At 45.5% G+C, this 14,332-nt stretch carries 15 protein-coding genes; all 15 read right to left on the bottom strand.

All coding sequences use genetic code 11. The features are described from left to right. Nucleotides 1-5: 5 nt before the first annotated feature. The 15 genes from AAGR08_RS07640 to vgrG all read right to left on the bottom strand — a co-directional run bounded on the left by AAGR08_RS07640 (nucleotide 6) and on the right by vgrG (nucleotide 14,326). On the bottom strand, nucleotides 6-935 hold the full coding sequence (locus tag AAGR08_RS07640) for a phosphatidate cytidylyltransferase (protein ID WP_345829378.1): 930 nt from the start codon (nucleotides 933-935) through the stop codon (nucleotides 6-8). Beyond that, nucleotides 928-1,530 carry a CDP-alcohol phosphatidyltransferase family protein gene (locus tag AAGR08_RS07635; RefSeq protein ID WP_097097009.1) on the bottom strand — a complete coding sequence of 201 codons (603 nt, stop codon included), beginning with the start codon at nucleotides 1,528-1,530 and terminating at the stop codon, nucleotides 928-930. Before AAGR08_RS07635 ends, AAGR08_RS07640 begins: the two co-directional genes overlap by 8 nt. A 52-nt stretch (nucleotides 1,531-1,582) precedes the next feature. Further along, nucleotides 1,583-4,021: a DUF2235 domain-containing protein gene (locus AAGR08_RS07630; protein ID WP_345829376.1), complete on the bottom strand. Its 2,439-nt coding sequence runs from the start codon at nucleotides 4,019-4,021 to the stop codon at nucleotides 1,583-1,585. Continuing rightward, nucleotides 4,009-4,539, bottom strand: coding sequence for a DUF3304 domain-containing protein (locus tag AAGR08_RS07625; RefSeq protein ID WP_097097695.1), 531 nt, complete (start codon nucleotides 4,537-4,539; stop codon nucleotides 4,009-4,011). The genes AAGR08_RS07630 and AAGR08_RS07625 overlap by 13 nt, the downstream gene beginning before the upstream one ends. Beyond that, the gene (locus tag AAGR08_RS07620; RefSeq protein ID WP_345829877.1) at nucleotides 4,539-5,069 is read right to left on the bottom strand and encodes a DUF3304 domain-containing protein; all 531 of its coding nucleotides are present in this window, start codon (nucleotides 5,067-5,069) and stop codon (nucleotides 4,539-4,541) included. Before AAGR08_RS07620 ends, AAGR08_RS07625 begins: the two co-directional genes overlap by 1 nt. After that, complete coding sequence (locus AAGR08_RS07615; RefSeq protein WP_345829875.1) at nucleotides 5,069-5,599, bottom strand: DUF3304 domain-containing protein; 531 nt, start codon at nucleotides 5,597-5,599, stop codon at nucleotides 5,069-5,071. The genes AAGR08_RS07620 and AAGR08_RS07615 overlap by 1 nt, the downstream gene beginning before the upstream one ends. Then, nucleotides 5,599-6,129: a DUF3304 domain-containing protein gene (locus AAGR08_RS07610; protein ID WP_345829874.1), complete on the bottom strand. Its 531-nt coding sequence runs from the start codon at nucleotides 6,127-6,129 to the stop codon at nucleotides 5,599-5,601. The genes AAGR08_RS07615 and AAGR08_RS07610 overlap by 1 nt, the downstream gene beginning before the upstream one ends. Further along, nucleotides 6,129-6,644, bottom strand: coding sequence for a DUF3304 domain-containing protein (locus AAGR08_RS07605; protein WP_345829873.1), 516 nt, complete (start codon nucleotides 6,642-6,644; stop codon nucleotides 6,129-6,131). Before AAGR08_RS07605 ends, AAGR08_RS07610 begins: the two co-directional genes overlap by 1 nt. Before the next feature lie 26 nt (nucleotides 6,645-6,670). Continuing rightward, nucleotides 6,671-7,135 carry a hypothetical protein gene (locus AAGR08_RS07600; protein WP_345829375.1) on the bottom strand — a complete coding sequence of 155 codons (465 nt, stop codon included), beginning with the start codon at nucleotides 7,133-7,135 and terminating at the stop codon, nucleotides 6,671-6,673. 238 nt (nucleotides 7,136-7,373) lie between these two features. Continuing rightward, a complete protein-coding gene (locus tag AAGR08_RS07595) occupies nucleotides 7,374-7,631 on the bottom strand; it encodes a PAAR domain-containing protein (protein ID WP_345829374.1) in 258 nt (85 codons plus the stop codon). A gap of 69 nt (nucleotides 7,632-7,700) precedes the next feature. Further along, entirely contained in the window at nucleotides 7,701-10,103 is a 2,403-nt protein-coding gene (locus AAGR08_RS07590; RefSeq protein WP_345829372.1) for a DUF2235 domain-containing protein, read from the bottom strand. After that, the gene (locus AAGR08_RS07585; protein ID WP_345829370.1) at nucleotides 10,091-10,624 is read right to left on the bottom strand and encodes a DUF3304 domain-containing protein; all 534 of its coding nucleotides are present in this window, start codon (nucleotides 10,622-10,624) and stop codon (nucleotides 10,091-10,093) included. The genes AAGR08_RS07590 and AAGR08_RS07585 overlap by 13 nt, the downstream gene beginning before the upstream one ends. Beyond that, on the bottom strand, nucleotides 10,624-11,142 hold the full coding sequence (locus AAGR08_RS07580) for a DUF3304 domain-containing protein (RefSeq protein ID WP_345829368.1): 519 nt from the start codon (nucleotides 11,140-11,142) through the stop codon (nucleotides 10,624-10,626). Before AAGR08_RS07580 ends, AAGR08_RS07585 begins: the two co-directional genes overlap by 1 nt. Next, nucleotides 11,139-11,945, bottom strand: coding sequence for a DUF4123 domain-containing protein (locus AAGR08_RS07575; protein WP_345829367.1), 807 nt, complete (start codon nucleotides 11,943-11,945; stop codon nucleotides 11,139-11,141). Before AAGR08_RS07575 ends, AAGR08_RS07580 begins: the two co-directional genes overlap by 4 nt. A 2-nt stretch (nucleotides 11,946-11,947) precedes the next feature. Then, nucleotides 11,948-14,326: a type VI secretion system tip protein VgrG gene (vgrG, locus tag AAGR08_RS07570; RefSeq protein ID WP_345829365.1), complete on the bottom strand. Its 2,379-nt coding sequence runs from the start codon at nucleotides 14,324-14,326 to the stop codon at nucleotides 11,948-11,950. Between the last annotated feature and the right edge of the window lie 6 nt (nucleotides 14,327-14,332).

The raw sequence follows: 14,332 nt of genomic DNA, 5'->3' as shown, positions 1-14,332 counted from the left end.
CGCCTCTACATGTAGAAGTAATAATAGAAATGGAAGAATAGCGGCGCGGTATAAATCAGTGAATCGAGACGATCGAGAATACCGCCGTGTCCTAGTAGCAGTTTTCCAGAGTCCTTAACGCCAAAATCACGTTTAATGGCTGACATCACCACGTCACCGCAAAATCCGCTTAAACCAATGATCACACCAGCGCCAATAGAATGAATCAAATCCATCTGTGTCAGCAGCGGGCCAAAAATGCCCGCCAGCAGCGTTGTGGTGAATACACCACCCAATAACCCGGCCAGGGTTTTATTTGGGCTAACCTTAGGTATGACTTTTATTTTCCCTAACGACTTACCCCAAAGATATTGCGAAATATCATTGAGCTCAGTGCAGCCGACAAGGAAAATAACCAGTAACGCCCCTGCTATAGTATACGTGCCCGGCAGCATCATCAAATAAGCAACATGACTTAATGAAAATACCGTGGTCATCATGCCCCAATGTATAATCGATGCAGAGTTCAAAAACCCCTTGGTATCACCGACAATAACCATGCGCGCAGGCAAGAATAGAAATACATAAATGGGGATGAAAATAATGAACATCCCATACCACGACATTCCCACCCAGATGTATTGCAGCGGAATGGCAGCATACATCCACAGCAAAGGCACGCTGTCTGAACGTCGTGTCGGCGCTAACGTCAGATATTCCTTTAACGAAAGAAAACTGAGTAAACCAAAGAAGGTCAGTGCCAACCACTTGGGTGACAACATTGCCAGAGAAAACAGGCTGATGATTACCCACCAACTATTAATTCGCTGCTGTAACTCTAGCCAGTCACGTTGTGGACGAGTTTGTTTCAGAATGAAGAGAGTCAGGGTAGCGAGTAATAAAACACTAAATATCCCACCAAAGCAATAATATAGTATCTTCGAGGCGTCAGGCATTATTCACCTCCATCGCACTTCGGCAACGATTGATGCAGGTCCATACCAGTAACAACGACATGGCAGTGAAAACCTTATTGGCGACGTCAATATATTGTGGCCAGCAAGCAATAAACAGACCTAATGCTCCTAATAGAAAAGCGCGATCGCTTTTTCCTAATGGTCCTCGATAATTCCTGATGTGCGTCAAAGTCTGAGCAATAACGCCACAGAATTCAGTAAGCCATGAAAGCAACACCATCAGCACGACTAACCATGCAGATACGCCGGTTAAAAAAGCGAATGAGAGGTAGAGTGCAGCATCTGAAATAATATCGCCAACTTCATTGAGAATTGCGCCAAGCGTTGATTGCTGATTGAACTCTCTAGCTAACATGCCATCAATAGCATTTAGCGCCATACGAAAGAATAAAAACAGCGGGAGTAAAATGAATAGTGACGGTTGTGAAAAGAATATTAGCAACCCGCCCAATATTATTGACCCCAGCATTGCTAGTAATGTTATTTGGTTTGCGGTAACTCTTTTCGCATGCAGCATAATTACAATTGGTCTGAGTAAGTTTTGAAACTTAGGTTTGATGTCATATAACGTCATAATAGGGCTCCTGCCATTTATTTTATTTCCAGCTATTTTTTCGAAAAATAAATTATGCAGATAGAGTTTTTTCTTTATTCGACCAATCCGAAAGAATCGAATTCTTAGCCATCATTAAGTTGTGCTCATCAGCGACAGCTTTATAGTTTGCAACCACTGCTCCAGGTTCATCTGTGAATTGCTGTTGTTGTGCAGCATCCGGCAGCATGGGGATAAGCTCATTGGTCTGCACGTCGCGCATTTCGATATCGAATGCTTCAAGGCCAGCTGTTGCTGCAAGCCCAAAGACTTTTTTGAAATCTTGTTTCTGCTTTAAACTGATAATAACACCCGCCACAGGTGATACCGCGCCAACAACATCACCGGCAATGACCAATGGTGATAATGACTTATTACTTTTATTGCCGAAATAGATCATTCGGTAACGGAAATATCCGCCCCAGGGTTCACGTGTACCTAATGCGGAATACAAAAACCAGGCGCGAGAATCATGTACCTGATTATCGAATAGCGATCTAACCAATCCGGACGGGTTAGTAGCATTACGGGATTCATCTGAGAATGGAAAGAGCAACTTATACATTACATCGCCTTCCGTTCTCATTTTTTTAAACTCTGCTACTTCATCATCGGTATTGATGCGAAAAATCGTTCGACCAACCAGATTATCTATAACGACCTGAACAACACCCTTCTGCGAACGAAACTTACCTTGATAGTCTTCACGAAATTCACGTGCGGCTTCCCACAGTTGTCGCTTTGCAATATCTGGGTCGAAATCCTTAACGCCGGCGGGCATAACGATATCTTTCAGCTCTTCTTTTGAATACTTACATTTTTCGGCGACTCTTTTGGATTCTATTTCTCCCTGCTTGTCCTCTCTGTTTTTCTTTGAAATCTGATACTGTTTAGGATCATTGTCACTATTAGTCGCTTCCTCATAAAAACGTGCATTAATCAGTGTTTCATGCGCATATCGCCCAATACGCCAGCCGGTGATCCATGCCATTTGATCTTCAATCACCGCTTCTAACGACGCTGTTGCTCGTACAGGTTTGTAATCTGCTGCTTCTTGAGAGCTGAACTCTTTTGGGGTGGATTGGTTGAGGGTGAATTCTCGCCAAGCGTTGAATCGCTTAATCAAGTTTCTATGTATAAGAAATTCTCCCATAACTTCCAGTGGCAATTTTCTCCAGTTATCATTCGCATGTTGATTAGATAACGAATCTTCAGGAACTTTCAAAGGAGCCCCTGCATTAAACGCTTCACAATATATGTCGTTCAAAATAATCTGTGATAGAAGGAGACTATCATTAGGACCATTAGCTTTCCCTTGATCCCCTGGAGGATATCCCCCACCAACATCCGAATGCATGCCAGGATAAACCACCTCAATACTGTTCTCTGGATATTTTCCATTACACCTACGAATAGAATCCAGAGGAAAGCATAGCCGTTGTTCATGGGATGAAACCAAATGAGCGCAACGTTTAATCAAACCACCATAAGTGACTTCGTCAGGCAATTCCATGGTGTCATCGGCCCACGCCATATGGCCTTCCGCTAATGGAGCAATATGGGCGACTCCCACTGAAGCGACTGTATCAAGCAATCCCAGGAATTCAACACTGATCGGAATTTTCAGTTCATCAATAGTTAAGCATTGCTCCGGTTTCGTATTTTCCACTTCTGGCGGTGGGAGCAGTTCACAGAGCCAACGAACAAAAGCACGAGCAGTTGCCGCACCACGCGAGAAGCCATAAACATACAGCTTGATACCCAGCAGTTTTGGTTTTCCTGGCTCGGGTTGATCAAGCGCGGGTTTCAACAGAGACTTGAGTGAGCTCAGCTGCCTCGTGAATTCTTCATAGCGATTATGACTGCCGCCATATCCAAGCCGCGCCCAGGTTGTTCCCATGTTCTTAACAGCCTTGCGAACTTCAGCATTGCTCATCCACTTTTCTTTCAGAACATAATTCAGCACATCAATAATGCGTAACAGCGCCCAGTTGATACGTTCTTCACCCATATGCGCTAGTGCCAGCCCTATAATACTGTAATCAAGATCGTTTATTTCCGGAAATGGCGTACCGACGCCGGGTAGATAAAATTTGAAATACTTATCAGCTCCGGTTTCGTTAATATCAAATAGTTCGCCGTTATCCCGTCCAACGCCACCTGCATAGCCACTGCCAATGGTAGCGCGAAATAAACGTGCAATATTTGTTGGGTGTTTTGGATTAGACAAATATAAATCGTTATTCAGATTATTACCCGTTCCATCAAAAAATATGCTGATATGTAACGTTTTGCAGCATGGCGGTTCTACTCGCTGCCCAGCAGCCACACACAGCGCCTGGCGGTATTCAAGTTCCTCACTGTCTTGTTTTTTGCAATTTAATCCAACTAACGCCGCGGAATCCGGTAAACGCCCTTGAGGAGGGAAAGATGGCGGATACCAGACTAAATCTCTTTCAATTACTTTGGACATACGGCAGGCTCCTTCATCCTCAAAGGCTCTTTAATCGGATAGTTGGGATTGCGTGGTGACCAACAGCTGGTGGTGACTTTAATTTCATCACAGGGAAGAAAATGAACAGTAATTCCGCAAGTATCCTCATTATTATAATCTTGGAGAGAAACTGTCTTCTTATGCTGGCGATTTAGTGCCTGCATTTTCTTTTTCCAAATCTGGTATTTTTCCCAATTTTCAAATCCCGGAAAACCATCCATTTCTCCAACTCCTGTTTCCCATTCAATTTCGACCTTCATTCCCGGTTGCCATTTAGCTGGCACACCAAAACAACAACCACCACCGCCCCCTTGATAAGGGCCAATTGAGTCTATTCCGGACTTGCCATCAACACTGAATTGATTAATTGCCCAGTGTGTATGGTTGATAGCTTTAATCACCCCGGAACCACCACTGGCCGCATTAGCATTTTCCTGAGCACAGGAAGACAATAAACAAGTGAGAGAGAGTAATATACAGAATCGAAAATTTTTCATTATTTTGGACATACGACTGGCTCCTTCATCCTTAAAGGTTCTTTGATAGGATAATTAGCATTACGCGGAGACCAGCAGCTGGTAGTGACTTTAACTTTGTCACAAGGCAGAAAGTGAACAGTAATGCCGCAAGTATCCTGTCCATTGTAATCCGAAACTGTAACCAATTGGTTATGAGAGCGTATTTGAGATTTTATTTTCCTTGTCCATTCGAGAAATTTCAATTCATTTTCATATCCTGGAAAACCATCCATTTCTCCAACTCCTGTTTCCCATTCAATTTCCACATTCATTCCCGGTTGCCATTTAGCTGGCACTCCAAAGCAACAACCACCACCACCGCCTTGATAAGGGCCGATAGAGTCTATTCCTGACTGGCCATTAACACTGAAATGATTAATTGCCCAGTGTGTATGGTTGATAGCTTTAATCACTCCGGAACCACCACTGGCCGCATTAGCATTTTCCTGAGCACAGGCGGACAATATAAAAGTGAGAGAGAGTAATATACAGAAACGAAAATTTTTCATCACTTTTGACATATGGCTGGCTCCTTCATCCGTAAAGGCTCTTTAATTGGATAGTTAGCATTACGCGGAGACCAACAGCTGGTGGTGACCTTAATTTCATCACAAGGAAGAAAATGAACAGTAATCCCACAAGTATCCTGTCCGTTATAATCCGGAAGTAATACTATCTTACTGTGCTGTCTCTTCTGCTCGTGGTTTTTCTTAGTCCAGGCTAAATACTTTTCCCAATCGGCAAAACCTGGAAAATCATCTGATGAGCCAACACCTGTTTCCCATTCAATTTTAACCCTCATTCCCGGCCGCCATTTAGCTGGCACACCAAAGCAACCACCACCACCGCCCCCTTGATAAGGGCCAATTGAGTCTATTCCGGACTGGCCATCAACATTGAATTGATTGATTGCCCAGTGTGTATGGTTGATAGCTTTAATCACCCCGGAACCACCGCTAACCGCATTAGCATTTTCCTGAGCACAGGCGGAAAATAAAAAAGTGAGAGAAAGTAATATACAGAAGCGAAAATTTTTCATCACTTTGGACATACAGCTGGCTCCTTCATCCGTAAAGGCTCTTTAATCGGATAGTTTGAATTACGTGGTGACCAACAGCTGGTGGTTACTTTAACTTCATCACAGGGAAGAAAATGAACAGTAATTCCACAGGTATCCTGCCCGTTGTAATCTGGTAATAGAACGATTTTCGTGTGCTCTCGGTCATTAGCTTTCATTTTTTTTAGCCACGCATTGTATTTTTCTCGGTCAGAAAATCCAGGAAATCCTTTAGTAGATGCTTCACCACTTTCCCATTCAATTTTAACTGTCATTCCCGGTTGCCATTTAGCTGGCACCCCAAAGCAACAACCGCCGCCGCCGCCCTGATATGGACCGACATTATCTATTCCTGACTGGCCATTAACACTGAAATGATTAATTGCCCAATGTGTATGGTTGATAGCTTTAATCACCCCGGAACCACCGCTGGCCGCATTAGCATTTTCCTGAGCACAGGCGGACAATAAACAAGTGAGAGAGAGTAATATACAGAAGCGAAAATTTTTCATTATTTTGGACATACGGCTGGCTCCTTCATCCGTAAAGGCTCTTTAATTGGATAATTTTCGTTGCGTGGTGACCAGCAACTGGTGGTTACTTTAACTTCATCACAGGGAAGAAAATGCACGGTAATGCCACAAACATCCTGTCCACTATAATCAGGGACCAAAACTATTTTATTATGCTGACGATTATTAGCCTTCATTTTATTTTCCCAAGCAATGTATTTATCATAATCTGCAAATCCAGGAAATCCTTTAGTAGATGCTTCACCACTTTCCCATTCAATTTTAACTGTCATTCCCGATTGCCATTTAGCTGGCACCCCAAAGCAACAACCACCGCCGCCGCTCTGATATGGACCGATAGTATCTATTCCTGACTGGCCATCAACACTGAAATGATTAATTGCCCAGTGAGTATGATTAATAGCTTTAATCACGCCACCTACAGCTTGAGCGTTTGGTAGCAAAATGAAGACTGATATAGTTATCGCAATTAAATTAAAGAAAAATAGTATCATTTGTTTCATTCCTTCCTTGCGATTAGTTAGCCGACGATTACTTCTGCCAACTTTCCTTCAACCCAACGCTCGCGATCTTCATCCATAATTAAATCTTTATCTGAGGCCTCGCACATCGCTTTATAACAAATCTGAAACAACGTTTCCTGTGACAGATGTTCGGGAATGACGCTTTGTTGATAGTTCAGCATAATATTTACATCACAAACGCACATTAGATAATCCAGCTGACGATCGCTGAGATCAATATGTGACATTTTTTCACCACTTAAAGGTGCGGCACCATTACCCGCTATCAACTGTGCAACACCATCTCTGTCTATCCAGCTCCAAAACACAACGGGTCTATGAATTTGTGATTTCTGTTCTTCATTTAATAAATCAGCTGTTAGAAGAGGAAATAATCGTGGATCATAAAAGCGAAGAATTCCTAAGCGCCCTTCATGTCGGCCATCGGCACAATTCTGCAACCATTTGGCCAGTAAATCCATTGGCCAGATTATTGTTATGCCGGTTGCAGCGATACCACAATATGCGCGTGAGCCAGGCTATCAACAGTAGCATCATAATTACAGCCGCCACAGCTATGGTGTTCAGTCCACGCTTTTCCTCCGGCATGAGTAAAGCGATTACCGCAGAGCTGAAGGACAATAATGCGGCACTGATAAGCAGCCAGCTTATTATTAGGTGATGCAGATTCAGGATGCGGCGGAAAAGAAGGTGGCAGCCTCACGATGCAATACCACAATCCGGGAACGAACTGACCAGCGTGCAGCCACAGGCGCATTTATGGCCGTGAAGTGCGACGGGCTGACCATCGATTTTTGCCAATGAACTACCTTCAGCAATCGAATTCATTCCGTGAAAGTTGCACTGAACCGGATCGCCGACCACGGCGATACCTTTACCAAAACAGAGATAATGTCCTGCCAGAACTTTACCGCCGAATTCCCGTAAGGCATCGCCTTCTCGAATGACTTGTTTCATTGGAATTCCTTTTCTTAACACCAGATATCTCGATAGGGATTTATTAACTACTTATCTGTTTAAAGCCTGCTATGACCACAACTCTGCTATCGCCGATTTGGTGCTGACAAACTGTTCCTCGTTAATAGAATGCTGGATGGCACTACTTCCTTTAACTGTATTTGTCAACGCTAACTGAACGCGTAATTTGGATGTATTTTCTACTTGAATATTTTCCGACGTATTTATCAGGGAGATTTTCTGGTTGATGCATGTACCAGAAGCTTCGGCTGAAGCTGTTGGCATTTTCTCATAACGTTCAACCACTACGCCAAGCCATGGAACAGCTTTTTTCATTCGCCACTCAAGGAAACGACCATATTTAATTATCGGTGTGACGTTCTTACTCATCACCTCACCAAAGTAGATCATGCGGTAAAGGAAATAACTTCCCCAAGGTTCTCTGTCACCAAAGGTTCCATGCAGAAACCAGGCTCTGGAGTCGTGTATCTGATCATCGAACAATGCAACAACCAAGTTTTTAGCAGCAGAGTCATCGTGTTGTGATGAGAATAATATCTTAACTTTATCGGTAGCCGATTTTTTTATGCGTTCATATTCAGCAGATTTATCATCGTCACTGAATATGTAAACAAAGCCACTTAGGCTATCGGCAAGACGAAAAATATAATTACCAGTGCGTGGTCGAGGTTTTTTTTGATAATCGGCACGGAACTCTTCCGCGGCTTCGCGTAATTGTGTTTGACCCAATGCAGGATCAAAATCCTTTATTCCGGGGGGTAGTGGAATATATTCACTGTCCCAGCGTGACATTCTTAGCTTTGTTCTTTTACCTTCAGTTTTAGCTTGAGCTTTATCGCGTTCTGATTCAGATTTCTCCCTAACATCGGGGTCGCTATCTTTGTCCATTCCATCTGCGGCGGAATCGATGTAAAAGCGTATTGTTTTATAACTTCCATTTGCATAGCGACCAATACGCCATGCAGTGATCCAAGCAAGTTGATCATTTATAGCTTCTATAATATTAACAGGGCAACGAATAGGTTTATATTGATAGGTGTCCTCATCTGAAACTTCGTAATCACTGTAAATATTCAATGTTAATTGCCGCCAGCTGTTAAATTTAGCAGCAAGAGACTCGGTTGTAGAAAACTCAATGACCTGCTCAGCTGATAGCGCTCTCCATTTATCATTGACTAAATCATCGGGTAGTGATTCTTTAATTACTTTCAAAGGGGCCCCGGATGAGAATGCAGCAGCATACAAATCATTAAGGGCTATTTGAGATAATAGGTCATCACCATTACTAACACTAGCTTTTCCCTGGTCTCCCGGTGGATAACCGCCGCCGATATCCGAGTGCATTCCTGGATAGACAACTTCTTTAGCATACGAAGGATAGGTTCCATCATGGCGACAGATTGAATCCAATGGAAAACAGAGTCGCTGCTCATGGGCAGAAGCAAAATGTACGCAGTTTTTAATCAACCCATTATCTGGCAACTCCATTGCACCATCTGCCCATCCCATATGCCCTTCCGCAAACGGAGAAATATGAGCCACACCAACAGAGGCTACCGTATCAAGTAAACCAAGAAACTCAACACTCAGAGGGAGTTTCCAATCAGCTCCATCTAGTGTCAGACAAAGTTCCGGCTTTGCATTTTGGTTCAATCCTCCCGGCAAGAGCCTGACTAACCAATTAATAAAAGCCCTAGCGGATGCAGCACCACGAGAAAAACCATAGACATAAAGCTTAATGCCTAACAGCTTAGGTTTTCCAGGTTCAGGTTGTTGTAGTGCCAGCTTAAGACTGGGTTCGATATCTTTTAATAATTTTCTGAACTCTCTCAATCTTGAGAAATACCCGGGCACGGAACTAGATACGATTTTGCTCGTCATCGCTTTTACAGATTTCCAACTCTCAGCATCGGAGAGTTCAGGCAATCCCAGCGTGCGTCGTAGTGCATCGATAATTCGAATCAATGCCCAGTTAATTCTTTCTTCACCATAAGTCGCCGCTGCAAGTCCTGGTGTACTGTAATCAAGGTCCATCACTTCAGGAAACGGAGTTCCGACACCAGGAATATAATATTTATAGTATTTATTCCCAGATGTATCCTTAGGATCAACCAGTGTTTCACCATTACCTGGAACCCCACCTGCGTATCCTTGGCCAATAGTGGCACGAAATAATCGAGCTATATTGGTTGGATGTTTTATTTTAGATAAAAAAACATCATTATTGATATTATTTCCCGTACCATCGAAAAAAATACTAATGTGCAATGTTTTGCAGCAAGGCGGCTCAACTCTACGTTCAGCTACTTTACAAAGCTCATTCCGATAAGCCAATTCCAGGCTATCCTGTTGCTTACAATTATAGCCCACCAAAACAGATCTGGTAGGCAGCCGTCCTTTTCTTGGGAATAATGGTGGGTACCAGGAAATATCTAAATTCACTTTGGACATGACTTTGGCTCCTCCATTTCAATGGGTTCTTTAATTGGATATCTAGGGTTACCATATCCATCACAACTGGTTGTCACCTTTATTTGATCGCAAGGAAAAAAATGGACAGTAATGCCACATGTTTTTTCTCCATTGTAATCTGGGACAGGTACAGTTTTCGTGATGTTTCTATGACTATTTATTATCATCTTTTCCCATGCACGGTATTTCTCAGTATTTTCAAAGCCAGGAAAATCTTTAGTAGAAGCCTCACCTGTTTGCCAATCGACTTTCACTGTCATTCCTGGCTTCCATTTTTCTGAAACACCAAAACAGCACCCCCCACCACCACCCTGCCAGGGACCAATGATATCAATTGCTGATTGATTATTTACGCTAAAATGATTGATTGCCCAATGTGTATGATTTATTCCTTTAATTGTACCACCTCCGCCACGAGCATCATCACCACGATCACACCCCGTGATGAAAAGAATGCTTAGGAAAATAAAAAATAATGTAACAACCTTTAAATTTTTCATTATTTGCACTCTGTAGGCCCCTCCATTTCAATAGGTTCTTTAATTGGATAGCTTGGGCTCCCATAACCATCACAACTGGTTGTCACCTTTATTTGATCGCAAGGAAAAAAATGTACCGTAATGCCACAAGTTTTTTCTCCATTGTAATCTGGTAAAGGTACATTTTTTGTGATGTTTCTATGACTGCTTCTTATCATATTCTCCCAAGCGAGATATTTTTCGGTATTTTCAAAACCAGGAAAATCTTTAGTGGAAGCCTCACCTGTTTGCCAATCGACTTTCACTGTCATTCCTGGCTTCCATTTTTCTGAAACACCAAAACAGCAACCGCCACCTCCGCCTTGCCAGGGAACAATAATATCGATAGCAGATTGATTATTTACACTGAAATGATTGATTGCCCAGTGAGTGTGATTGATGCCTTTAATCGAACCTCCTCCATCACGAGAACTGTCAGTATCATCGCATCCTTTAAGTAACAATAAAGCACCAGCAAGAATTAATAAGTAGGCTTTCATAATGGATTCATATTATTTGGCAGTGAATCGTTTATAAATCGACCTTCAGCAATACCTTTCATAACCCATTCATATCTTTTTTCTTCAAAGAGAACATGATTTTTTGTCGCATCTAACATGCCATTAAAACAATAAAAAAATTCAGCTTCTTTTGAATTGAAGTAATTTTCAGGAAACGGTTGATATCGAAGATATTGTTTCGCATCGGATAAACACATTAGGCTTTCAAATTGAGGGTCGGTTAAGGTGAAAGGCTGGCAAGGTTCATAACTCTCTCGAATAGAACCGCCCCCCTGTTTTAAAACAGGTTGTCCATCTCTATCTAACCAACTCCAGAACAGTGCAGGGTTGTTAAGAGCCTGTTGCTGATCGTCATTGAGTATATGGCTAAATAAAAATGGAAATAAGCGACAATCCCAAAACCGAAAAATTCCTGGTCTTTCCTCGTGATTAGCATCTGTACACTGCCCAAGCCATTCAGATAAGTCTTCAAATGACCAGGAGGAGCCTATTACCATTAAAGGCGCATTGCTTGTGACTTCACGAGCAAGCTCATACAACCAGATAATTTGCTGCTCTTTTTTCAGATTAATGCGTACTAATAGTGGAGCATCTTCTAAATAAATGTTCTCAGGCAATCCTTCAAAAAGCGAATACCATCTAATCTCGGAACCAAAAGTTTTAAGCGCCGGAATAACAGAAAACCCAGCACCGCATTGATCAATAATAATATCAATGTGCTCATGTTCTATTTTTTGGCAAGTCAGCTCGACTTTATTCAACCAGTGGCTAATGTTATCCATAATTACGTCTCCCTCGGCACAAAGCCTTGCGCCCGCTGCTGAGCTAATTTGAGACACTCTTTACAAACTGATGAAGGCAAATCAGGTGCAGGGAAATCCTCGCTGGCCGGCCCTTGCCAGTCATGCTGGCCTTTCAGGCTAATTAAACCCGGTCCATGAATTTCGATATCTCCCGCAGGCGTTAGCTTGATATACGCACCACCGCAGCCAATAGTAATGCCATTTTTGGCCGTGAGCTGCAGGTGACCTTGCGTGGATTGCACCGTGACATCTTTAAGGGATGTCAAAGATAGCGTGTCGGCATGTGACTCCACCTGAAGCGGGCCTTTTGCAGAGACCAGACGCATGCCCTCCTGCTGGGCAAGCAGCGATATTGCCTTCGATGCATTCGCTGACAGTCGCTGTGCACTGACGAGATTCACTTCGCCAAGACTCTGTAAATACAGGCCTTTACCGCTGTTAAGCAACATCCCTTCCGGCGTTACTGCACCGATCCCTTCTGGCGCGCTGATCAGCATCGCTGATCCTTTCAGTTCATCTGCATTTTTATGTAGGGACTTCAGTGTCTCTATGTCCGGCGAAAAACTCCGGTGTGTCTGAGTAACACTTCCCCACTCAGTGAGCTGATTGACCGCCCCTTTCATCAGGCTGATTGGTTGCTTCATCTCCAGCGCATTTCCCTGCGCCGCCGTCTGCCCGTCCGCACTGATAAACAGCCCTTTGCTGGCGCGGATGGCTCCCCAGCTGTCAGTGCGCAGCTCAAAACCTTCGCCGCGCTTTTGCTTCTCACTGTCGACCAGATGTCCGAGATTCAGCTGGCTTTTACCGCCATACTCGGTGCTGAGCTTGATGTGCTCCTGCCCACGCGTGTCGTCGAGGCGCAGCTTGTTGTTGGCGGGCGTGCGCAGCACATTGCGTTTGTAATTGCGGATGGTGACGTGGTCCGCGCGTGACGAATCATGCAGCACGCCGGCAATGTATGGACGATCAGGGTTGCCGTGCTCGAAGCCTATCGCCACCTCGGTACCCGCCAGCAGCGGCAGGTGCAGCCCGTAGGTGTCGCCGGCGAACGGGCGCGCCTGGCGCACCCATAAACTTTCGAAACCGCTTTCCCAGCCCGCGCGGTCAAACAGCATATTGACGCGATAGCGTCCGTCGCGGTCAATGTGCCCGTAGGTATCGTTGGTGGTGGTGCTGGTGATGCGCGCCGGTAAGGTACCGGCCATCACCGGGCGCGGCGCGGGTTCCGGACGGTAGCTGTAGCGGCCTTCCGCCGGGATGCCGTTAAACGCGGTTTCCATGCTGCTGTCGCGCGCCGCGCGGCAGACCAGCGAGGTGATAACCACGCCGCTGCGAAACACCTCCGCCGCGTTGCTGCCGCTGGCGCGCACCACCACGCCGGGCATCAGCGTCGCGCTGCTGGATTTGGCGCTCAGCTGCGTCTGCCGGTTGAGGTAGCGCTCGTGGCGCAACCGGGAGTAGAACGCGCCGCTTTCGGTTGCAGGCGTTGCGCTGTAAACCTCGCCCGCCTGCAGATAGTTATCCGCCCAGTGATAGGCTTCACCGTAGGTGGTGTCGTCGCCGCCGGTGACATCGGCCTGCGCATTCATGTCGGCGGTGGCGTCGCGATAGTTGTAATCGCGGGTGCTGACGGTTTTCTCCACCACGCGAAAGCGGCTTTCCATCGCCCAAACCGACTCCACGCCGCTGTCGTGCAGACCGGATGGCGGCACGGCGGGCAGCGTCAGACCGGTCACGTAGCCCTGCGGGCCGTCATAGAATTCCACCACGTCGATGTTGAGACGCGTGTCGGTGGTGAAGCGGAACCAGATGCCGACCTCCGCCAGCAGGCGCGAGACGAAGCGCAGGTCATCCTCGTCAAACTGCATCACCTGCTCGCGCTTTGGGTAGTCGCGGCCGAGGTTAAATACAAAATCCTGCCCGCGCATGCCGTGGCGCTCGCGCAGGATGGCTTCGACAATCTGCGGCACCGACATGTCCTGCCAGATGGCGTTCTGCCGGGTACGCGCCAGCAGCGCCAGGCGCGGCTGCAGCGTGATGGCGTAGCGCGCTTCGTCCGCCGAGACACCGTGCGCATCAAAGCCGGTGACCACGCCCTGCACCACGCGCAGCGGCCCGGCTTTGTGCAGCAGCTCGCTAAGGCTCTGCGGGGATGGCAACAACGTCAGCGACGCCGGTTTCAGCAGCATTGCTTCGCGGCTGATGTGCTTGTCAGTGCTGGTGAAGATGATGTTCCAGCTGAACGGCGCGCTCAGCGTCTCCGTGCCTTCAAAGCTGAGCACGTCCAGCGGGAATGAGGCGTCTTTGACCTTCAGCTGGTGATGACTGTGGCTGAAGGTGATAATGGCCTTATCTGTCATGGTGAA

Origin of the sequence: Pantoea sp. BRR-3P, assembly GCF_039621635.1 — a bacterium.
Lineage (GTDB): Bacteria > Pseudomonadota > Gammaproteobacteria > Enterobacterales > Enterobacteriaceae > Pantoea > Pantoea floridensis.
Note: the sequence above shows the minus strand (reverse complement) of the source record. Positions and strands in the feature narration are given on the sequence as shown.